Annotated in this window: 23 protein-coding genes; all 23 read left to right on the top strand. The window is 41.5% G+C overall.

Translation table 11 applies throughout. From position 1 onward, the window contains the following. Window positions 1-59: 59 nt before the first annotated feature. The 23 genes from HMPREF2607_RS04760 to HMPREF2607_RS04650 all read left to right on the top strand — a co-directional run bounded on the left by HMPREF2607_RS04760 (window position 60) and on the right by HMPREF2607_RS04650 (window position 20,625). Window positions 60-908, top strand: a complete 849-nt coding sequence (locus tag HMPREF2607_RS04760; RefSeq protein WP_070476176.1) for a MetQ/NlpA family ABC transporter substrate-binding protein — start codon at window positions 60-62, stop codon at window positions 906-908. An 11-nt stretch (window positions 909-919) separates the two neighbouring features. Further along, window positions 920-1,429 (top strand): peptide-methionine (S)-S-oxide reductase MsrA, encoded by a 510-nt coding sequence (gene msrA, locus HMPREF2607_RS04755; RefSeq protein ID WP_070476173.1) that lies wholly within the window; start codon window positions 920-922, stop codon window positions 1,427-1,429. A 150-nt stretch (window positions 1,430-1,579) separates the two neighbouring features. After that, window positions 1,580-3,019, top strand: a complete 1,440-nt coding sequence (locus HMPREF2607_RS04750) for a 6-phospho-beta-glucosidase (RefSeq protein WP_070476170.1) — start codon at window positions 1,580-1,582, stop codon at window positions 3,017-3,019. A 194-nt stretch (window positions 3,020-3,213) separates the two neighbouring features. Continuing rightward, the gene (locus HMPREF2607_RS04745; protein ID WP_070476167.1) at window positions 3,214-4,422 is read left to right on the top strand and encodes a glycosyltransferase; all 1,209 of its coding nucleotides are present in this window, start codon (window positions 3,214-3,216) and stop codon (window positions 4,420-4,422) included. A 3-nt stretch (window positions 4,423-4,425) separates the two neighbouring features. Continuing rightward, window positions 4,426-5,307, top strand: a complete 882-nt coding sequence (locus HMPREF2607_RS04740) for a glycosyltransferase family 2 protein (RefSeq protein WP_021147408.1) — start codon at window positions 4,426-4,428, stop codon at window positions 5,305-5,307. Between the two features lie 49 nt (window positions 5,308-5,356). Next, a complete protein-coding gene (locus HMPREF2607_RS04735; protein WP_048790213.1) occupies window positions 5,357-6,655 on the top strand; it encodes a glycosyltransferase family protein in 1,299 nt (432 codons plus the stop codon). Beyond that, the gene (locus HMPREF2607_RS04730) at window positions 6,636-8,108 is read left to right on the top strand and encodes a glycosyltransferase (protein ID WP_070476164.1); all 1,473 of its coding nucleotides are present in this window, start codon (window positions 6,636-6,638) and stop codon (window positions 8,106-8,108) included. The genes HMPREF2607_RS04735 and HMPREF2607_RS04730 overlap by 20 nt, the downstream gene beginning before the upstream one ends. A gap of 139 nt (window positions 8,109-8,247) precedes the next feature. Continuing rightward, window positions 8,248-8,550, top strand: a complete 303-nt coding sequence (gatC, locus tag HMPREF2607_RS04725) for an Asp-tRNA(Asn)/Glu-tRNA(Gln) amidotransferase subunit GatC (RefSeq protein WP_002884769.1) — start codon at window positions 8,248-8,250, stop codon at window positions 8,548-8,550. After that, on the top strand, window positions 8,550-10,016 hold the full coding sequence (gatA, locus tag HMPREF2607_RS04720) for an Asp-tRNA(Asn)/Glu-tRNA(Gln) amidotransferase subunit GatA (protein WP_064523870.1): 1,467 nt from the start codon (window positions 8,550-8,552) through the stop codon (window positions 10,014-10,016). The genes gatC and gatA overlap by 1 nt, the downstream gene beginning before the upstream one ends. Next, window positions 10,016-11,458: an Asp-tRNA(Asn)/Glu-tRNA(Gln) amidotransferase subunit GatB gene (gene gatB / locus HMPREF2607_RS04715; protein WP_003018306.1), complete on the top strand. Its 1,443-nt coding sequence runs from the start codon at window positions 10,016-10,018 to the stop codon at window positions 11,456-11,458. The genes gatA and gatB overlap by 1 nt, the downstream gene beginning before the upstream one ends. A 99-nt stretch (window positions 11,459-11,557) precedes the next feature. After that, entirely contained in the window at window positions 11,558-11,941 is a 384-nt protein-coding gene (locus tag HMPREF2607_RS04710; RefSeq protein ID WP_003013311.1) for a hypothetical protein, read from the top strand. A 137-nt stretch (window positions 11,942-12,078) separates the two neighbouring features. Next, window positions 12,079-13,122: a 2,3-butanediol dehydrogenase gene (locus HMPREF2607_RS04705; protein ID WP_070476161.1), complete on the top strand. Its 1,044-nt coding sequence runs from the start codon at window positions 12,079-12,081 to the stop codon at window positions 13,120-13,122. A 97-nt stretch (window positions 13,123-13,219) separates the two neighbouring features. Then, window positions 13,220-14,137 carry a DMT family transporter gene (locus HMPREF2607_RS04700; protein WP_070476158.1) on the top strand — a complete coding sequence of 306 codons (918 nt, stop codon included), beginning with the start codon at window positions 13,220-13,222 and terminating at the stop codon, window positions 14,135-14,137. A gap of 136 nt (window positions 14,138-14,273) precedes the next feature. Then, window positions 14,274-14,801, top strand: coding sequence for a YqeG family HAD IIIA-type phosphatase (locus tag HMPREF2607_RS04695; protein ID WP_070476155.1), 528 nt, complete (start codon window positions 14,274-14,276; stop codon window positions 14,799-14,801). Further along, window positions 14,801-15,919 carry a ribosome biogenesis GTPase YqeH gene (yqeH, locus tag HMPREF2607_RS04690; protein WP_070476152.1) on the top strand — a complete coding sequence of 373 codons (1,119 nt, stop codon included), beginning with the start codon at window positions 14,801-14,803 and terminating at the stop codon, window positions 15,917-15,919. Before HMPREF2607_RS04695 ends, yqeH begins: the two co-directional genes overlap by 1 nt. 29 nt (window positions 15,920-15,948) lie before the next feature. Beyond that, window positions 15,949-16,266, top strand: coding sequence for a ribosome assembly RNA-binding protein YhbY (gene yhbY, locus HMPREF2607_RS04685; protein WP_002884193.1), 318 nt, complete (start codon window positions 15,949-15,951; stop codon window positions 16,264-16,266). Between the two features lie 105 nt (window positions 16,267-16,371). Beyond that, window positions 16,372-17,004, top strand: coding sequence for a nicotinate-nucleotide adenylyltransferase (locus tag HMPREF2607_RS04680; protein WP_070476150.1), 633 nt, complete (start codon window positions 16,372-16,374; stop codon window positions 17,002-17,004). Beyond that, complete coding sequence (yqeK, locus tag HMPREF2607_RS04675; RefSeq protein ID WP_070476147.1) at window positions 17,001-17,591, top strand: bis(5'-nucleosyl)-tetraphosphatase (symmetrical) YqeK; 591 nt, start codon at window positions 17,001-17,003, stop codon at window positions 17,589-17,591. The genes HMPREF2607_RS04680 and yqeK overlap by 4 nt, the downstream gene beginning before the upstream one ends. 23 nt (window positions 17,592-17,614) lie before the next feature. Next, a complete protein-coding gene (gene rsfS, locus HMPREF2607_RS04670) occupies window positions 17,615-17,968 on the top strand; it encodes a ribosome silencing factor (protein WP_014632696.1) in 354 nt (117 codons plus the stop codon). Between the two features lie 164 nt (window positions 17,969-18,132). Next, on the top strand, window positions 18,133-18,873 hold the full coding sequence (locus HMPREF2607_RS04665) for a class I SAM-dependent DNA methyltransferase (RefSeq protein WP_070476144.1): 741 nt from the start codon (window positions 18,133-18,135) through the stop codon (window positions 18,871-18,873). Between the two features lie 6 nt (window positions 18,874-18,879). After that, on the top strand, window positions 18,880-19,971 hold the full coding sequence (locus tag HMPREF2607_RS04660) for a nucleotidyltransferase (protein ID WP_070476138.1): 1,092 nt from the start codon (window positions 18,880-18,882) through the stop codon (window positions 19,969-19,971). A gap of 141 nt (window positions 19,972-20,112) precedes the next feature. Then, window positions 20,113-20,367: a type II toxin-antitoxin system Phd/YefM family antitoxin gene (locus tag HMPREF2607_RS04655; RefSeq protein WP_060971904.1), complete on the top strand. Its 255-nt coding sequence runs from the start codon at window positions 20,113-20,115 to the stop codon at window positions 20,365-20,367. 3 nt (window positions 20,368-20,370) lie between these two features. After that, window positions 20,371-20,625, top strand: a complete 255-nt coding sequence (locus HMPREF2607_RS04650; RefSeq protein WP_070476136.1) for a Txe/YoeB family addiction module toxin — start codon at window positions 20,371-20,373, stop codon at window positions 20,623-20,625. Window positions 20,626-21,001: the final 376 nt, after the last annotated feature.

Raw genomic sequence — 21,001 nt, 5'->3', positions numbered from 1 at the left:
GTCAAGCAAGTTTTTTCGTGTTAGACTAGAACCACTTATTTATTTGAGAGGAGACAATTATGAAGATAAAACGTTTATTAGGTATCGTAGCTCTTGCTGTTGCATCTGTAGGGATTTTAGCAGCTTGTGGTAAGGATGCTGCTAAGGATAAGAACGTGGTACGAGTGGGAACCATGGCTAAGAGTGAGTCTGAACAAGCACGCTGGGATAAGGTTGAAGAAATTCTGAAAAAAGAAGGCATTACGCTGAAGTTTAGTGAGTTTACGGACTATTCTCAACCTAACGTAGCTCTAAATAATGGTGAGATTGATATCAATGCTTTCCAACACTACAATTTCCTTGATAACTGGAATGCGGATCATAAAACTGACCTAGTACCAATTGCTGAGACTTATTTTACGGCCTTCCGTGTTTACTCAGGAACACAGGGTGGTAAGAATAAATACAAGGATATTAAAGAATTACCAGATGGTGCTACGATTGCCATCCCAAATGATGCTGTTAATGAAAGTCGTGCCCTAAACCTTTTGCAGTCTGCAGGGTTGATTAAGCTTAGTGTCGATGCTGACGATAAAGCTAAATTGACTGATATCAGCGAAAATAAGAAGAATCTAAATATCAAAGAAGTTGATGCGGCTCAAACAGCTGCTAACCTAGATTCTGTAGATGCGGCTATCATTAATAATGACTTCGTAACAGAGGCTGGAATTGATCCTAAGACAGCTATCTACGTGGAACCTGCAAGTAAAAATACTAAGCAATGGTACAACCTACTTGTTGCCCAAAAAGGTTGGGAAAAATCAGACAAGGCTGATGCTATTAAGAAAGTCATCAAAGCCTATCATACTGACGAAGTGAAAGAAGTCATCAAGAAATCGTCTCAAGGTTTAGATGAGCCGGTTTGGTAAGAGAGGAAGCTATGGAAAGAGCTATTTTTGCTGGAGGATGTTTCTGGTGTATGGTACAGCCTTTTGAAGAACAGTCTGGTATTTTATCTGTTCGTTCTGGTTATACAGGGGGACATGTACCTAATCCATCTTATGAAGAGGTTTGTCGAAAAACGACAGGTCATACAGAGGCGGTAGAAATTATTTTTGATCCAGAAATTATTTCTTTCTCTAAATTAGTTGAGATTTATTGGGCTCAGACAGATCCAACGGATGCGTTTGGTCAATTTGAGGATCGTGGTGATAACTATCGTCCTGTGATTTATTATTTTGATGAGCGTCAAAAGGAAATTGCTGAAAAGTCTAAGGAAAATCTTCAGAACTCAGGACGTTTTGATCGTCCTATTGTGACGAAGATTGAGCCTGCAGAGACTTTCTATGAAGCAGAAGCCTATCACCAGGGATTTTATAAGACTAATCCTGAACGTTATGCACAGAGTAGTGCCATTCGTCACCAATTCTTAGAAGAAAATTGGAAATAAAATATAATCGAGAGTGGGAATCTGGCCTACTCTCGTTTTTTGTCAAAATCATAGGATAGTATCAGTTTTTCGTAGTTTACTATAAGAAAACGATTCCAGATTAGTATATACTATTACTGAAATAATCTTGAATCATAAAGAGGTAGAACAATGACTAAAAAAATGACTTTTCCTGATGGATTTTTGTGGGGTGGGGCGACAGCGGCCAATCAATGTGAGGGTGCCTATGATGCTGATGGGCGTGGTCTAGCCAATGTTGACGTGGTGCCAATTGGTGAGGATCGCCTTTCTATTATCACTGGACGTCGTAAGATGTTTGATTTTGAGGATGGCTATTTCTATCCAGCCAAGGAAAGTATCGACATGTACCACCGTTACAAGGAAGATATTGCTCTCTTTGGTGAAATGGGCTTTAAGACTTATCGTCTTTCTATTGCTTGGTCACGTATTTTTCCTAAGGGGGATGAGGCTGAGCCAAATGAAGCTGGGCTTGCCTTTTACGAGGACCTCTTCAAAGAATGTCACAAGTATGGTATTGAACCTTTGGTAACGATCACACACTTTGATTGTCCCATGCACTTGATTACCGAGTATGGTGGCTGGCGTAACCGTAAGATGCTTGGTTTCTATGAAAATCTTTGCCGTACCCTTTTCACACGTTATAAAGGTTTGGTTAAGTACTGGCTCACATTCAATGAAATCAATATGATTCTCCATGCACCATTTATGGGAGCAGGACTCTGCTTTGAAGAGGGTGAGAATGAGGAGCAGGTTAAATACCAAGCAGCTCACCATGAGTTGGTAGCTTCAGCTATGGCGACGAAGTTGGCCCATGAGATTGATCCTGAAAATAAGGTTGGTTGTATGTTGGCAGCAGGTCAATATTATCCAAATACAGCCCACCCACGCGATTACTGGGCAGCCATGCAAGAAGATCGTAGTAGCTATTTCTTTATTGATGTTCAAGCTCGTGGAGAGTATCCAAATTATGCTAAGAAGCAGTGGGAACGTGATGGCATTGAGCTTGAGATGACGGAAGAAGATTTGGCCCTTCTTAAAGAACATACTGTTGATTTTATTTCCTTCTCTTACTATGCAAGTCGTGTGGCTTCAGGTGATCCAGAAGTTAATGAAAAGACTGCCGGCAATATCTTTGCCTCTATTAAAAATCCCTATTTGGAAGCTTCAGAGTGGGGTTGGCAAATTGACCCACTAGGTCTTCGTATTACCCTCAATGCTATTTGGGATCGTTACCAAAAACCGATGTTTATCGTTGAGAATGGGCTTGGTGCTGTGGATACGCCAGATGAAAATGGTTATGTTGAAGACGATTATCGTATCGACTACTTGGCAGCCCACATCAAGGCTATGCGTGATGCTATCAATGAAGATGGTGTAGAGCTTTGGGGTTACACAACCTGGGGCTGTATCGACCTTGTTTCTGCTGGAACTGGTGAAATGAAGAAACGTTATGGCTTTATCTATGTGGACCGTGACAACGATGGTAATGGTAGCCTGAAACGCTCTAAGAAGAAATCATTTAACTGGTATAAAGAAGTTATCGCAAGTAACGGTGCCTCTGTAGAATAGTCTATGAGTTGAGAGGTGTTCGGTGTTTTGAGCTGTGTGTTTGTCTGAATTCTATTTTACGCATTTAACGAGCACTAAAAGAAAATTGATCTCCAATTAAAGTCAGCCTTAGGGCTGGCTTTTTTTGTAAGGGATAGAAATTGTAATGTTTTCTAAAAAATGATATTCTTATTAGAGTTTGAGAGGAAGAAAACATGGGTAAAAAATCAGTTGTATTTGTAGCAGAGCTATCCTACATGGAAAAGTTAGAGGTGGCTCTTAAATCTTTGTGTGCACATAAAGGGCAGTGGAAAATTTATGTGCTAAATGAGAATTTACCAACAGAATGGTTTACGCTGATGAATCGTCGCCTAGAGGCTATTGATTCTGAAATTCTCAATTGTCGTGTGTCTGCCGAAAGCTTTAAACAATTTTCGCTTCCAAGTGCGCATATACATTATGCGACTTTTTTCCGTTATGCAATTCCTGAGTTTGTTCAAGAAAATCGTGTTCTCTATTTGGATTGCGATATGATTTTTACGCAGGATTTGTCACCACTTTTTGAAGTGGATCTTGGCGGATTGGGTATTGGAGCGGTAGTGGACCGTCCGACGACAACAGATGGTTTTAACGCTGGTTTGATGGTTATTGATACCGATTGGTGGCGACAACACAAGGTGACAGACTCTCTTTTTGACTTGACAAAAGAGCATCATCAAAATGTTTATGGGGATCAAGGAATCTTGAATCTTTATTTCAAGGATGCTTGGTATCAACTCCCATGGACCTATAATCTCCAAGTGGGTTCTGATAAGGACCAGTATGGTTATGGGGATTTGGAATGGTATGATGCTTTCAAAGGGGTACCAGCGGTTATTCATTACACTTCTCACAATAAACCTTGGACGTCCAAACGCTTCAATCGTTTCAGGGATATTTGGTGGTTTTATTATGCCCTGTCTTGGGAAGAAATCTTATTGAGAAAGCCATCCTTAAAGCTTAGCTTTAGTGACATGGTAGGTGATTTTCCTTACCATACGGCGATTTATACTAATACTGCAGACATCTTTGAATTGGAACATTTGCTGCAGGCTCTTCCAGATGTAGCTTTTCATGTTTTGGCTCATTCTCATTTCGGGTTTAATTTGGTGAAGTTGGAGCAGTATCCAAACCTTATTCTCTATCCATCCTTTGATCCATTGACTAGTCGAAAGGTCTTAGAAAAAATAGATTTCTATATGGATATCAACCCATTTGATGAGGTTGATCATATCACAGAAACGATTCATCAGTTGGGACTTCCGATTCTCTCTTTTGAAGGAACAAATCACGACCAAACTGGGAAAAATCAAGTGTTCAAGAATGACCAAGTAGACCAAATGGTAAAAGCTGTTCGAGATTATATAGATACGATTGAGAGATAGACCATGGAAAATAAAGAAGTAGTTAGTATTGTTATTCCCATTTATAATGTGGAAGCTTATTTAAAGCAGTGTTTGGAAACGATAGTGAATCAGACCTATCCAAACCTTGAAATCATTCTTGTCAATGATGGCTCTCCTGATAAGTCAGAGGAGATTTGCAAGGAATTTTTCAAGCGAGATTCACGTATTCGCTATGTGCGACAAGTTAATGGCGGCCTATCTGCAGCCCGAAATACAGGGATTGACCTAGCCACAGGTGATTACATCACTTTTGTAGACCCGGATGATTGGGTAACAGAGGATTATGTGGAGACCTTGTACACTCAGCTTAAGAAGTATGAGGCAGATGTTTCTATTGCCAACTATAACTTATTCAACGAGAGTACTAGTAAGTTTTTGATTAAGGTAACGGAGAACGATTATTCTGAAACCCTTTATGAGGGGAGAGACATCATTGACCAAGATGCCATTCAAGAGACAAGAGATATGGCTTGGGCATGCGCCATGATGAAACTCTATAAGATTTCTTTGTTCGAGGACCTTCGTTTTCCTGTTGGGAAGAACGTCGAGGATAACTTCCTTATGTACAAACTCTTGTTAAAGGCCAATCGTGTTGTCCATACCGAAAAATGTATCTATTGGTACCGAGTGGGGCGTAAGGATACGCTGTCGCAGGTCTGGACCGAGAAGCGTGTCTTAGATGAGATGGAAGCTAAAAATGAAAAACTAGCTTTGCTAGGCATGTTGGGCTATGATTTGACTTGGCACCGTTATATTTACAAGACGCGTCTGAAGCGGGCAATTGAAAAAATGGAAGAAGCTAATCTTCAAGATACTGAGACCTATAAGACGGCGCAGGTTAACTTGAGATTTTTGGAGCAATAAAGGTGAAGGTTAAGCTATTTATTGCTTGGATTAGTCAGAAAGGATAACTATGCTTATTATTGCACAAGAACCTAGTCAGGCAACGGAAAAACTGAGAAGATTACTAGACTCCTTTGGTATCCAATCCCGTGTGTTTTACACGAATTTTGAAACGGATGTTGATAAGGACACTATTAGTTTAGCATCGTCATTTATTTATTCCTCAGAGGAAGATTATCAAGGGACACCACTCTTTTTTAACGATTTGTCGGTTCCACTATACTGGGAATTGTGGACTTTGGGGATTACGACCTACATTTTTGATGGTCAAGACCGCCGTGCCAGTGTTATTTTTCGTGACAATCTAAAGGAACGTACGGTCAAACAAGTCCAATGGTTTGGACAAGGGGAAAAAGTTGTTGCGGTTGATGATTATAATCGCTATGGCTGGCGTACCAAACAGCGTCTTCTGGATGATCAGGGGCAAGGCATTATGGATATTTACTTTAATCGTAACCAAGAAGAAGTCTTGCTTCACTATATTCAAGATGGATACCTGATTGATCAGGGGTCTGAAGGAAGAGATAGAATTTTCTCAGGTAGGGAAGAATTAACTAAGGCTGTTTTGAATCAAATCCTGAAGTCAGACGAAGCTATCATCTGTATGGATTCCAATCTAATCCCGACATTGCAGACCTTGAATGTTAATCGTCTGGTTTATTGCTCCGACACTCAGGATGGTCTTGAGTTTATTCAAAATCAAGTGAATCATGTTTTGGTTACTAATTATTATCCCCAAGAGGAACGTAAGTCAGGCATGATTTATTTAGCTGGTGCAGAACAAGACGGTTCTCAGACTTTTGTGCCTCAAGCCATGGTGATGACTGCTTCTGAAAATATTGAGGGCCTAGATGATCTGGTTGATGCTTTTCCGGATATTGACTTTCATATCGGAGCCCAAACTAGTATGGGGCCAAAATTGACTTGTCTCAAAGATAAGAGAAATGTCCATCTTTACCCAGGGATTCGTCAGGGGAAATATCAAGATCTACTGAGGAATTGTTTCATTTATTTAGACTTGAATTATGGAAGCGAAGTGTCTGATGTAACTTTGGATGCGATTGAAAATGGACAGTTGCTTTTTGGCTTAGAATCAACGGTTCATCGTCACTACTATAAGGACTTACCAACGGTTTATACTTCCTTAGAGGAACTAGAACAGGGATTCCGACAACTCATACAGCAAGCAGAGTTTTACCCTAAGGCTCTTGAAAGTCAGAAAGAGGTTTTGAAACTCACCGAGAGGGAAGAAATCTTAGCTTTCTTTACTAGATTGGAGGGGGAAAAAGATGACGATTTACACCTTTAACCTATTGGTGGGCTATGAACCTAATGGTGTCGATGTGGCTCAGGCGTCTAGAGCTTTGATGCTACGTGAATTAAATGAGCCTGCTAAGTTTATCTTTACGACCTGGCCACAACCCTATAAATTAGATTACTATCTTTCTTTGGGGCATCGCTACGAGGAACTCCTCCATGCCTACCTTGGCTTTACAGATCAAGACAGTCATATCCCATCTTTGACAGTGGGGGCCTTGCAGCAAAAATTTAAGTTGACACGTCTAGATTTGAAGAGCCAAAGCGAAACAGACTCTGTTTATACCTGTTCTGATGGTACTTCTTTAGTCTTTAAGATGGATCCCTACCAAAAAGGTAGTGTGCGGTATGTAGACTACCACGTTAATGGCATGCTATTGAAGCGTGAGTGGTATGGAACAAGTAAATTGGTTACAGAATACTTTGAAAAAGGCATCATCATCAGGAGAAGTTATCACAATAAAGATGGTCGCATTGCCTTTGAAGAACTCAAGCAAGGAGCCAGCTGGTTATATAGGCTAGGCACTGAGATTTTAGTGACCAAGACAGAGGTCATGCGTCGTTTTCTAGCAAGGCTTCCTTTGACAGCTGAGGATACCTTGTTGCTGGATAGGGCTTCCTTGATGGAATTTATGCGACCGATTTATGAACTGGACTCACCTGCAAAGCTAGGTTTTGTTTTTCATTCAGAGCATGAGTTTGAAAATGGGGACCTCTACTATGAGTATTATTACATCTTTAAGTACGCCCAACGCTTTGACTTCTTTATCACAGCTACTGAGTCACAAAAGGCTGTTTTAGAGAATACGCTGCAAAAGCAAGGTGTCACAGACGCCGCTATTTATGCCCTAGCAGTGGGACATTTGGAGAATCTTAGTTTTCCAGAGGGGCATAGAAAGCCTCTCAGTTTGATGACGGCTTCGCGATTGGACCCACGTAAACGCTTGGATTTGGCTATAAGAGCCGTTGCCCTTGCCCATCAAAAAGAGCCAAAACTTCGTTTTGACATCTACGGTAAAGGTGGGGAACAAGAGAATCTACAAGATTTAATTGATACTCTTGGGGCGAATGATTACATCAAACTTAGAGGACATGCGGATTTACGTGACGTCTACCCACAGTACGAACTTTATGTCACTACCTCTCAATGGGAGACCTTTGGTTTGACTCTGATGGAAGCGGTAGGAGCAGGTTTAGCCCTGGTTGGTTTTGATGCCCGTTATGGCAATCCAACCTTCATCAAAGATGGTGAGAATGGCTATCTGGTTCCTTATAGCGAGACTATGGATGAGGACCTGCTTGTTTCTCAGATGGCTGACAAGATTCTATTTGCCTTAGAAAGTGATCTTGAGTCTATGCACCAAGCCTCATATGAGTTAGCCAAACAGTATTTGAAACTTGAAATTCTAGAGGCTTGGAGAAAGCTCTTGATAGCCATACGATAAGTGTTTAAAAAAAGCTCTATCTCTGTAAACTGTAGTGACAAAAAAGTTACTACAGTTTTTTTATCCTCCAAGCAAAATAGGCTAAATTATGGTAAAATAGAAGGTATTGAAAAATCATCATTTCACGAAAGGAAGCAAGATGAAAATTACGCAAGAAGAGGTAACCCACGTTGCCAATCTTTCAAAATTGAAATTCTCTCCAGAAGAGACAGCTGAGTTTGCGACAACCTTGTCTAAAATTGTCGACATGGTGGAATTGTTGGAAGAAGTGGACACAACAGGTGTTGCCCCAACAACGACCATGGCTGACCGCAAGACCGTATTGCGTCCGGATGTTGCTGAAAAAGGGACTGACCGTGACCGCTTGTTTAAAAATGTACCTGAAAAAGATAACTACTACATCAAGGTACCAGCTATCCTAGAAGATGGAGGAGATGCCTAATGTCATTCAACAATAAAACCATTGAAGAGTTGCACGACCTCCTTGTCTCTAAGGAAATTTCAGCAACGGAATTGACACAAGCGACGCTTGATGATATCAAGGCGCGTGAAGAAGCAGTCAATGCCTTTGTAACGGTGGCCGAAGAAGCTGCCCTTGCGCAAGCTAAGGCCATTGATGAAAAAGGAATCGATGCAGACAACCTCCTGTCAGGGATTCCACTCGCTGTCAAAGACAATATCTCAACAGATGGCATCTTGACCACTGCGGCTTCAAAAATGCTCTATAACTACGAGCCAATCTTTGATGCGACAGCTGTTGCCAATGCTAAAGCCAAGGATATGATTGTCATCGGGAAGACCAATATGGACGAGTTCGCCATGGGTGGATCTGGTGAAACTTCATACTATGGTGCGACTAAAAACGCTTGGGACCACAGTAAGGTTCCTGGTGGATCTTCTAGTGGTTCAGCAGCTTCTGTCGCTTCAGGACAAGTCCGCTTGTCACTTGGTTCAGATACAGGTGGTTCTATCCGCCAACCAGCTGCCTTCAACGGAATCGTAGGTCTCAAACCAACTTACGGAACGGTTTCTCGTTTCGGTCTTATTGCCTTTGGTAGCTCACTTGACCAAATTGGTACTTTCTCACCGACGGTTAAGGAAAATGCCCAATTACTCAATGTCATTGCCAGTGAAGATGCCAAGGATTCAACTTCTGCACCTGTTCGTGTAGCAGACTTCACTTCTAAGATTGGTCAAGACATCAAAGGCATGAAGATTGCCCTCCCTAAGGAATACCTCGGTGAAGGGATTGACCCAGAAGTCAAGGAAACTATCCTTAACGCTGCTAAACACTTTGAAAAATTGGGAGCAACTGTCGAAGAAGTCAGCCTACCTCATTCTAAATACGGGGTTGCCGTTTATTACATCATCGCTTCATCTGAAGCTTCTTCAAACTTGCAACGTTTCGACGGTATTCGCTATGGTTTCCGTGCAGAAGATGCTAAAAACTTGGATGACATCTACGTGAACACTCGTAGCCAAGGCTTTGGTGATGAGGTCAAACGCCGTATCATGCTTGGTACCTTTAGTTTGTCATCTGGTTACTACGATGCCTACTACAAGAAAGCTGGTCAAGTCCGTACCCTCATTATCCAAGACTTCGAAAAAGTCTTTGCGGATTACGATCTTATCCTTGGTCCAACAGCTCCAAGTGTAGCCTTTGATTTGGATTCGCTCAACCATGATCCGGTTGCCATGTACTTGGCTGACCTCTTGACCATTCCAGTCAACTTGGCAGGTCTTCCAGGAATTTCGATTCCTGCAGGTTTTGCGCAAGGTCTTCCAGTTGGTTTGCAGTTGATTGGTCCTAAGTATTCTGAAGAAACAATCTACCAAGCTGCAGCTGCCTTTGAAGCTACGACGGATTACCACAAGCAACAACCCCTTATTTTCGGAGGTGACAATTAATGAACTTTGAAACAGTCATCGGACTTGAAGTCCACGTTGAATTGAATACAAACTCAAAAATTTTCTCACCAACCTCTGCCCACTTTGGGAACGAGCAAAATGCCAACACTAATGTGATTGACTGGTCTTTCCCAGGGGTGCTTCCTGTCTTGAACAAGGGTGTTGTGGACGCTGGGATCAAGGCTGCTTTGGCCTTGAATATGGATATCCATCAGCACATGCACTTTGACCGTAAGAACTATTTTTACCCTGATAATCCAAAGGCTTACCAAATTTCACAATTTGACGAGCCAATCGGTTACAACGGTTGGATTGAAGTGCAATTGGAAGACGGCTCAACGAAGAAAATCGGGATTGAACGGGCCCACTTGGAAGAAGATGCTGGTAAGAACACGCACGGAACAGATGGATTCTCTTACGTAGACCTTAACCGTCAAGGGGTTCCATTGATTGAAATCGTGTCTGAAGCAGATATGCGTTCTCCAGAAGAAGCCTACGCCTATTTGACAGCTTTGAAAGAAGTCATCCAATACACTGGTATTTCAGACGTCAAGATGGAAGAAGGATCTATGCGTGTGGATGCCAACATTTCCCTTCGCCCATACGGTCAAGAGGAATTTGGTACCAAGACTGAGTTGAAAAACTTGAACTCTTTCTCAAACGTCCGTAAAGGTCTTGAATACGAAGTGCAACGCCAAGCGAAAATCTTGCGTTCAGGTGGTGTCATTCGTCAAGAAACACGTCGTTATGATGAAGCTAATAAGAGCACTATCCTTATGCGTGTCAAAGAAGGAGCAGCGGATTACCGTTACTTCCCAGAACCAGACCTTCCATTGTTTGAAATTTCAGATGAGTGGATTGAGGAAATGCGTACTGAGTTGCCAGAGTTTCCAAAAGACCGTCGTGCTCGCTATGTGGCAGAGCTTGGCTTGTCTGACTATGATGCCAACCAATTGACAGCGACGAAAGTCACTTCTGACTTCTTTGAAGCAGCTGTAGCCCTTGGCGGAGATGCCAAACAAGTGTCTAACTGGCTCCAAGGTGAAGTCGCGCAATTCTTGAACGCAGAAGGCAAAACGCTTGAAGAAATCAAGTTGACACCAGAAAACTTGGTCGAAATGATTGCCATCATCGAAGATGGAACGATTTCATCTAAGATTGCCAAGAAAGTCTTCGTTCATTTGGCGAAAAACGGTGGCGGTGCGCGTGAATACGTCGAAAAAGCTGGATTGGTACAGATTTCAGACCCTGAAGTCTTGATCCCTATCATCCACCAAGTCTTTGCAGACAACGAAGCAGCCGTAGCCGACTTCAAGTCAGGTAAACGTAACGCTGACAAGGCCTTCACAGGCTTCCTCATGAAAGCAACCAAAGGCCAAGCCAACCCACAAGTAGCTCTTAAACTACTTGCTCAAGAATTGGCTAAGTTGAAAGAAGAGTAATAGATAAAGAACCAGCCGAGAGGTTGGTTTTTACTATCCATAAAATTGTGTTAGAATAGGAAAGACCATTACATATCAACTAGCATTAGGAGGAGTCACATGAACAAATTTTTAAGAGTTTTATTTATCCTAGTCATTATCGCTATGTCTGGAGCGATTATCTTCCAACTATTCTTTCCATCCTATATGGGAAGTCATTCGGGATATGGTATTTCTGTCGGTTGGCAACGGGAGATTGGGATTTGGAATATGGCAGTCCTTGTGATCTTGATTGCCGTCAATCTCAAATACGATTGGTTTTATCTTCGGACGGTACTAGTGGCCTTGATCATTGGTGGGTTTGGAATTGGGACCAATCATCTTTTCAGTTATTTTCACTATCATCTGCCGGTCAATGGGATTGGTGCGCTTGAAAATTATCTCCTTGTCCTTGGTTGGATTGTGGGCTGGAGAATAGAGAATTCACGAATCAAGAAGAGGTAAGAAGGAGCAGGCGAAGGGCGGCTCTTTTTTCATCTTCAGTTTTTTCTTGACAAAGTTTGTGAAAAGGCTTACAATAGATTTGTTGAGTTTCCTGAAAAGGAAAATGCAAATCATGGAAATATAAAGGAGATTATCCTATGGCTACTATGAAAGCAGCTCGCTGGCATGCAGCAAAAGACGTTCGTATCGAAGAAGTGGAAGTACCTGAAGTACAACCACATCAAGTAAAAGTGGCAGTTAAGTTCACAGGGATCTGTGGGACGGACTTGCATGAATATTTGGATGGACCGATCTTCATCCCAACTGAAGAACATGTGTATTCTGGTCAAAAAGCACCGGTTACTTTGGGACATGAATTCTCTGGTGAAATTGTAGAAGTCGGAAGTGATGTGACTCGTGTCAAAGTTGGGGATCGTGTGACGATTGAACCAATTTTGGCAAAACATAACCTAATCGGTGACTACAACCTTGATCCAAACTTGAACTTTGTTGGTTTAGCAGCAGATGGTGGTTTTGCGAAGTATTGTGTGCTTGATGGTGATCTTGTGCATGTGATTCCAGATAGCTTGAGCTACGAGCAAGCAGCGCTTACAGAACCTGCAGCTGTGGCTGTTTATGCCGTTCGTCAATCTGCTTTGAAAGCTGGGGATACAGCTGTTATCTTTGGCTTGGGTCCAATTGGTCTTTTGATCGTTGAAGCCCTTCGTGCAGCAGGCGCATCAAAAATCTATGCGGTTGAATTGTCTCCTGAACGTCAAGCGAAAGCAGAAGAATTGGGAGCAATTGTTGTTCGCCCAGAAGAAGGGGAAACAGTCGTAGAGGCTATCCATCGTTTGACAGGAGGTGGAGCAGATGTTTCTTACGAAGTTACTGGGGTTCCGGTTGTTTTAGGCCAAGCCCTTGCAGCTGTTCATAAAGCTGGGGAATGTATGGTCGTATCTATCTGGGAACGTGAAGCCAGCATCAATCCAAATGAATTCGCCATCCAAGAAAAATCTCTCAAAGGAATTATTGCCTACCGTCACATCTTCCCTAAAGTTTTGGAATTGATGGAACAAGGCTACTTCCCTGCTGATAAATTGGTTACTAAGAAAATTAAATTGGAGAATATCGTTGAAGAAGGATTTGTTGAATTAACCCAAGATAAATCTCAAATTAAAATCTTGGTTCAACCAGAATAAGTTTATAAATGTCGAATGAATAGATAAAGGTCGAAACCGTTTTGTTTCGACCTTTTTGTGTTACAATAACAGAAACAAATAGATTTGGGAGGCGACTATGTCAAAGACGCTAAAAGGTAGTCTGATGGTCATAACTGCAGGAATTGCCTGGGGATTTTCAGGAGTTTCTGGTCAATACCTAATGGCTCATGGTGTTAATGTCAATCTTTTGACGAGTTTACGTTTGCTTCTGTCTGGTATTTTACTAACGGCTTCGGTCTTTTTTAGGCAGCGAGACAAATTAGTACAAGCTATTAAAGATAGAAAAACCTTAGTAAGTATCGCCTTATTTGCTCTCTTTGGTCTGGTACTAAATCAGTACGCCTATCTTAGTGCTATTCAATACACTAATGCTGGGACAGCGACGGTCTTGCAGTATGTCACCCCAGTTATCATCCTGGCTTTTGTATGTGCAAAATATCGTAGGTTCCCAACAGCAGCAGAGCTAGTGGCGATTATCATGGCTATTGTGGGAACCTTTACCATCGCAACGCATGGTCAGATAAGGGAGCTGGCGATTACACCTCTGGGCTTGTTCTGGGGTCTCTTTTCGGCGGTGACCTATGCACTTTATATCTTACTGCCTGCTAAGGCTATTGAAAAATGGGGTAGTTTGATTGTCATTGGTTTAGGCCTGTTGCTCGGTGGTTTAATCTTTCCGATTGTTATCCAAGTCTGGAAGTATAAGCTTCCTTTGACTGGCGGCAATCTCTTAGCGCTTTTTGGTTTGGTCTTCATTGGGACAGTCTTTGCTTACACTGTTTTCCTTAAGGGGACAATCATGGTTGGAGCTGTCAAAGGGAGTCTCTTGGCTTCGGTAGAACCTGTAGCGTCGGTCATTTTGACCGTATTAATTATGGGGGACCGCTTCTTTGCCATTGATGTGGTCGGAATGTTTTTAATTGTTCTTGCTGTTATCATCATATCGCTTAAGAATTTAGTTGCCCTTAAAAAACAAGAAAAAATTCAAAGATAAGAATGGAGCCTGAGTGATTGTGGCTCTTTTCTTTATTGTTCTGTAAAGGATGTTCTTAAAAAATAGGACTTAAGTCCCACACATAAACCTTAAAAATATGGTAGAATAAGAGGTAAACTAACATTTTGGAGAGAAAATGACTATAGACGATTACAGGCCCCATTTTATGGTGGAGGCTGTTTATGATTTGAAACCTGACCAGCTACGTGAACACGGTATTCGTGCCGTCTTGGTCGATTTGGACAATACCTTGATTGCTTGGAACAACCCTGATGGGACTCCTGAGCTACGTGCTTGGTTGGATGAGATGACAGAGGCTGATATTCCGGTAGTTGTGGTCTCTAACAATAAATATGAACGTGTTGAACGTGCGGTTGCCAATTTCCATGTGGATTTCGTGAGTCGTGCCATGAAACCTTTTACGAAAGGGATTAATGAAGCGATTGAGCGTTACCACTTTAACCGTGACGAGGTCGTTATGGTAGGAGATCAGCTCATGACTGACATCAGAGCTAGCCACCGAGCTGGCATTCGCTCGATTTTGGTTAAGCCCTTGGTGCAATCAGATGCTTGGGTAACCAAGTTTAATCGTTGGCGTGAGCGTCGCATGTGGAAAAAGATTGAAAAAGCATATGGTCCAATGACCTTTAACAAAGGAATTTAATGGAAGAATTATTTTGTATTGGCTGTGGAGCCCAAATTCAAACAGAAGATAAAGAAAAGGCTGGTTACACACCCGCTAGCTCTATAAAAAAAGCTGAAGAAATAGGTGAATTGTACTGTCAACGTTGTTTCCGCCTTCGTCATTACAATGAAATTGTGGACGTCCACATTACAGATGATGAATTTTTAAAATTGCTTCATGAAGTTGGTGACAGTGACGCCCTCGTTGTCAATGTCGTTGATATTTTCGATTTTAATGGATCAATCATTCCAGGCTTGTCACGCTTTGTTTCTGGGAATGATGTGCTCTTGGTCGGAAATAAAAAGGATATCCTACCTAAATCTGTTAAAGATGGTAAGGTAACTCAATGGTTGACAGAACGTGCCCATGAAGAAGGCATGCGTCCTGTGGATGTCATGTTGACGTCTGCCCAAAATCATCACGCCATTAAAGAGTTGATTCAACGTATTGAAAAACTCCGTAAGGGTCGTGATGTTTATGTTGTCGGTGTGACGAATGTTGGTAAATCAACCTTAATTAATGCGATTATCAAGGAAATTACAGGTGATAAAGATATTATCACGACATCTCGTTTCCCAGGAACGACCCTTGATAAGATTGAAATTCCTCTGGATGATGGTACTTACATTTTTGATACACCAGGAATCATCCACCGCCACCAGATGGCACACTATCTGTCAGCGAAGGACCTCAAGTACGTTAGTCCTAAGAAGGAAATTAAGCCAAAAACTTACCAGTTAAATGCAGGCCAAACTCTATTCCTAGGCGGTCTTGGACGATTTGACTTTATTGATGGGAATAAGCAAGGTTTTACAGCCTTCTTTGATAATAACTTGAAGCTTCATCGTACTAAACTTGAAGGCGCAGATGCCTTCTATGATAAGCATGTTGGAAGTCTTCTCATGCCTCCTGGACCAAAGGATCTGGCTGATTTTCCAAAACTTGTTCGTCACGAATTTACCGTCAAAGATAAGACAGACATTGTCTTCTCGGGATTAGGTTGGATTCGTGTCCAAGGAAAAGCTGACCAACCAACCATCGTTGCTGCTTGGGCACCAGAAGGTGTTGGCGTTGTCGTACGAAAAGCGATTATTTAAACTTAATTAAGTAGTTAAAAGGAATAAACATGTCATTAACATCAAAACAACGTGCCTTCCTCAAATCGGAAGCACACACACTTAAACCTATTGTACAAATCGGGAAAAACGGTCTTAACGACCATATCAAAACTAGCGTTCGCAACGCCCTTGATGCCCGTGAATTGATCAAAGTAACCCTACTCCAAAACACTATGGAAGATATTCATGAGGTTGCTGAAATCTTGGAAGAAGAAATTGGCTGTGATACAGTTCTTAAGATTGGACGTATCTTGATTCTCTATAAAGAGTCAGCCAAAAAAGAAAATCGTAAGTTGTCACCAAAGGTCAAAGCTATCCAAAAATAGTTGCTGACTTTGCTTGGTGAAGGATAAACTAAGGTATAGGAACACTTTTGAAGCATCAGCTAGCCTTAAGTCAGTTGTATAATGCTTGAAAAAGAGGAGGCGTATATGGCACTGGATCTCGTAACCCCATTTACAAAGGTTCAACTAGAAGAAGAAATCAAAGATACTGGCCGTAAGCAGGTGGGAATTTTAGGTGGAAATTTCAACCCTGTTCACAATGCTCACTTGGTTGTTGCGGACCAGGTGCGTCAGCAGTTAGGTCTTGACGAAGTTCTTCTCATGCCTGAGTTTGAGCCACCTCATGTCGATAAAAAAGAGACTATTGATGAACAACATCGCCTAAATATGATCATGTTGGCTATTAACGGCATTGAAGGTTTGGATATTGAAACCATCGAGTTGGAACGTAAGGGAATCAGCTATACCTATGACACCATGAAGCTCTTGACAGAGGCTAATCCTGATACGGATTATTACTTTATTATTGGAGCGGATATGGTCGAATACCTACCAAAATGGCATCGTATTGATGAACTAATCGAGATGGTCCAATTTGTTGGTGTTCAGCGTCCTAAGTATAAGGCTGGAACCTCATATCCCGTTATCTGGGTGGATGTGCCCCTTATGGATATTAGTTCGAGTGCAGTCAGAGCCTACATTAAAAAGGATCGTACACCTAACTTTATGGTGCCGCAGTCTGTACTTGCCTACATCAAGAAAGCGGGGCTCTATAAATGACCTATGAAAAATATCTAGACTATTCTCGTGAACAACTCCTTGAAAAAGTTCGAGCGGTCATGAGTCCTAAACGCTTCAATCATGTTTTGGGTGTTGAGCGAGCTGCTGTTGCTCTTGCTGAAAAGTATGGTTACGATACTGAAAAAGCTGGTTTGGCTGGCCTCCTTCATGATTATGCCAAGGAACTTCCGGATCAGGAATTCTTAGAGCTAATCGATAAGTATGAGCTCGACCCTGAATTGAAAAAATGGGGGAACAATGTCTGGCATGGCATGGTTGGGATTTACAAAATCCAAGAAGATTTGGGTTTGACTGATTCTGAGATTCTACGCAGTATTAAGATCCATACCGTCGGAAGCCATGAAATGTCAACCCTAGATAAGATTGTCTATGTGGCTGATTATATTGAGCATAACCGTAATTTCCCCTTGGTAGAGGAAGCTAGACAAGTAGCAGAGCAATCCTTGGATAAGGCCGTTGCTTTTGAAACAGTCCATACGGTAGAACACTTGGCTCACCAAGCTCTACCGATTTTCCCACAAACCTTGGAAACCTATAATGCTTTTGTGCATTACCTAAAAGATTAATAACAAATTACTGGAGAATATCATTGACTAAAGAAGAATTACTTGAATTGGTTGTCAAAGCTGCTGATGAAAAGCGAGCTGAAGACATTGTTGCCCTTGATTTGTACGGCCTTACAAGTCTAACAGATTATTTTGTTATTTTGAGTGCAATGAACAGCCGTCAGTTGGAAGCTATTGCCGACAACATCCGTGAGAAAGTGAAAGAAGCTGGCCTTGATGCTAGTCACATGGAAGGTGACAATAAGGGTGGTTGGATTCTTTTGGATCTTAACGATGTTGTTGTTCACATCTTTACAGAAGATGAACGTGCACACTATAACCTCGAAAAACTCTGGCATGAAGCACCAATGGTGGATGTGTCAGCTTATTTGGCATAAAATCTGAACTCAGTTGGCGACAACTGGGTTTTGTTGCTTAAACTAAAGATTTAATAGGAAGGATAGAGCCTTGTGTTTGGTTGGTTTGTCAACTGAACACGAGCTAAAAGCTGTGAGAAAAAGATAAACTTTCTTTGCTTTTGACGCTCTTTGTATCTTGATTTATGGCTACTTATGAAACTTTTGCGGCTGTCTACGACGCTGTTATGGATGATAATCTTTACGATTTGTGGACGGATTTCTCCCTCCGTCATTTGCCAAAGACTAAGGACAAAAAGAAATTGCTCGAATTGGCTTGTGGAACTGGGATTCAATCTGTACGTTTTTCTCAAGCTGGTTTTGATGTAACTGGACTCGATTTGAGTGCTGATATGTTGAAGATTGCGGAGAAGCGTGCATCCTCCGCCAAACAGAAAATTGACTTTATTGAAGGCAACATGTTGAATTTATCGCAAGCTGGTAAGTACGACTTTGTGACTTGCTACTCAGATTCAATCTGCTATATGCAGGATGAAGTAGAGGTTGGGGACGTCTTCAAGGAGGTTTATAATGCACTGAATGAAGATGGCGTCTTTATCTTTGATGTGCACTCAACCTATCAGACGGATGAAGTTTTCCCTGGCTATTCCTACCATGAAAATGCAGAAGAGTTTGCTATGCTCTGGGATACCTATGAGGATGCGGCTCCGCATTCTATTGTCCATGAATTAACTTTCTTTGTCCAAGAGGAAGATGGAAGCTTTAGCCGTCATGATGAGGTGCATGAGGAACGCACCTATGAGGTCTTGACTTATGATATCTTGCTGGAGCAGGCTGGCTTCAAATCTTTCAAACTTTATGCCGATTTCGAGGACAAGGAACCAACTGAAACTAGTGCCCGTTGGTTCTTTGTGGCCCAAAAGTAAGAGCCTATGACAGTTACAGGTATTATTGCTGAGTTCAATCCTTTTCATAACGGTCACAAGTATCTCTTGGATCAGGCTAAAGGCGTAAAAATCGTTGCCATGTCCGGGAATTTTGTTCAGCGAGGTGAGCCAGCTATTGTGGATAAGTGGACTAGGGCTCAGATGGCTTTGGAAAATGGGGCAGACCTCGTGGTTGAGTTGCCTTTCTTGACGTCAGTCCAGTCTGCCGATTATTTTGCTGCTGGGGCCGTCGATATCTTATCCCGACTGGGAATTGATAACCTTGCTTTTGGCACGGAAGAAGTCCTAGATTACCAGGCAATAGCAAATGTCTATGCTGAAAAGTCAGAGGACATGGAAGCCTTTGTGGAAAATTTACCAAGTGACCTATCTTATCCACAGAAGATGCAAAAAATGTGGGAGAAATTTGCTGGTGTGGACTTTACTGGCAATACACCCAATCATATCCTAGGATTAGCCTATGCCAAAGCTTGTGCTGGTAAGGGCATTAAGTTGAATCCTATCCAGAGACAAGGGGCTGGCTATCATTCCTCAGACAAGGAAGTATCTTTCGCCTCAGCGACCAGTCTACGTCTCCACAGGCAAGATAGTGATTTTGTGGATAAGTTCATGCCCAATAGTAAACTTTTTCAGACATCTCCACAGGTCTCTTGGGATAATTATTTCCAATTGCTGGTTTATCAGATTCTTACAAACCCTGATTTGACCAGTGTTTTTCAGGTGAATGAAGAGATTGCTAGCCGTTTAAAAGCTGCTATCCGTGAGATTTCTTCTGTGGAGGAACTAGTGGATAAGGTAGCAACTAAACGCTATACAAAGGCTCGTGTACGTCGTATTTTGACCTATATCCTGGTCGGAGCTGTGGACAACCCTCTGCCTGAATCCATTCATGTGCTTGGATTTTCTCAAAATGGGCAGTCTCATCTCAAATCTGTGAAAAAATCTGTGGATATAGTGGCTCGGATTGGAAGGGAGCCTTGGGATATGCTTACACAGCAAGCGGATAATGTTTATCAATTAGGCAACCCCGAGCTTTCTCAACAAAATTTTGGACGCATACCACATAGAGTAAAATAGCTTTATAGAAGGTCTACCTCTGGTAGGCTTTTTTGCTTCTTTTTCGAATAAATGTAATAGAAAGGATAAACTTGTACAAGTTCCTGACAAGTTTATCCTTTTGGTATATAATAAAAGAAAAGAGGAAAATGAGGTATGCTAATGGAAGCAGTCGTCTATTCAACGTTTCGAAATCATTTGAAGGATTATATGAAAAAGGTTAATGATGAATTTGAACCTCTAGCTGTAGTCAATAAAAATCCTGATGAAGATATTGTAGTGGTCTCAAAGAGTGAGTGGGATAGCATTCAAGAAACATTGCGTATTGTTCAAAATAAAGAACTATCAGACAAGGTTTTAAGAGGAATGGCTCAGGTACGTGCTGGAGAGACTCAAGAACATGCACTAAAGGAGTAGAAAATGTTACTCACTTTCACTGAAGATGCATGGATGGATTATTGTTATTGGCAAAGTCAGGATAGGAAGACACTTAAGCGAATCAATAAGCTGATTAAAGACATTCAACGGGATCCTTTTTCAGGTATTGGGAAACCAGAACCCTTGAAGTATGACTTTCAAGGAGCTTGGTCTCGGCGAATTGATGCTGAAAATCGTTTGATTTATATGATTGATGGTAAGAGTGTCGCCTTTCTCTCTTTCAAAGATCATTATTAGGTCTACCTTTGGTAGGCTTTTTTACTTTCCGTAAATTATTTTCAAAAAGGTCAAAAAAGACCAAATAAAACTATTGACCTTTACTGACTAATGGTGTATTATAATCTCATAAGGAATAGCTTCCTTATGAGATTGCAGGACTAGCCTAAATCCTTGTAAAAAGGTAATCATAGCTTGCCTGCAAAAATATTTACAATAAAGGTCAAAAAAAGTCAAAAAAGATATTGACTAATACTGACCAATGTTGTACAATATAAACATAAGGAAATGAAATCCTTATGAAGGCTGTGTCAATAGCCCATATACCAATAAAAAGGATTGCAGCTAGTCTGCAAAAATTTTCATCTGAAAGGTCAGTAAAAGTCAAAACTAAATT

Origin of the sequence: Streptococcus sp. HMSC078H03 (assembly GCF_001808655.1) — a bacterium.
Taxonomy (GTDB): Bacteria; Bacillota; Bacilli; order Lactobacillales; family Streptococcaceae; genus Streptococcus; species Streptococcus salivarius_G.
Note: the sequence above shows the minus strand (reverse complement) of the source record. Positions and strands in the feature narration are given on the sequence as shown.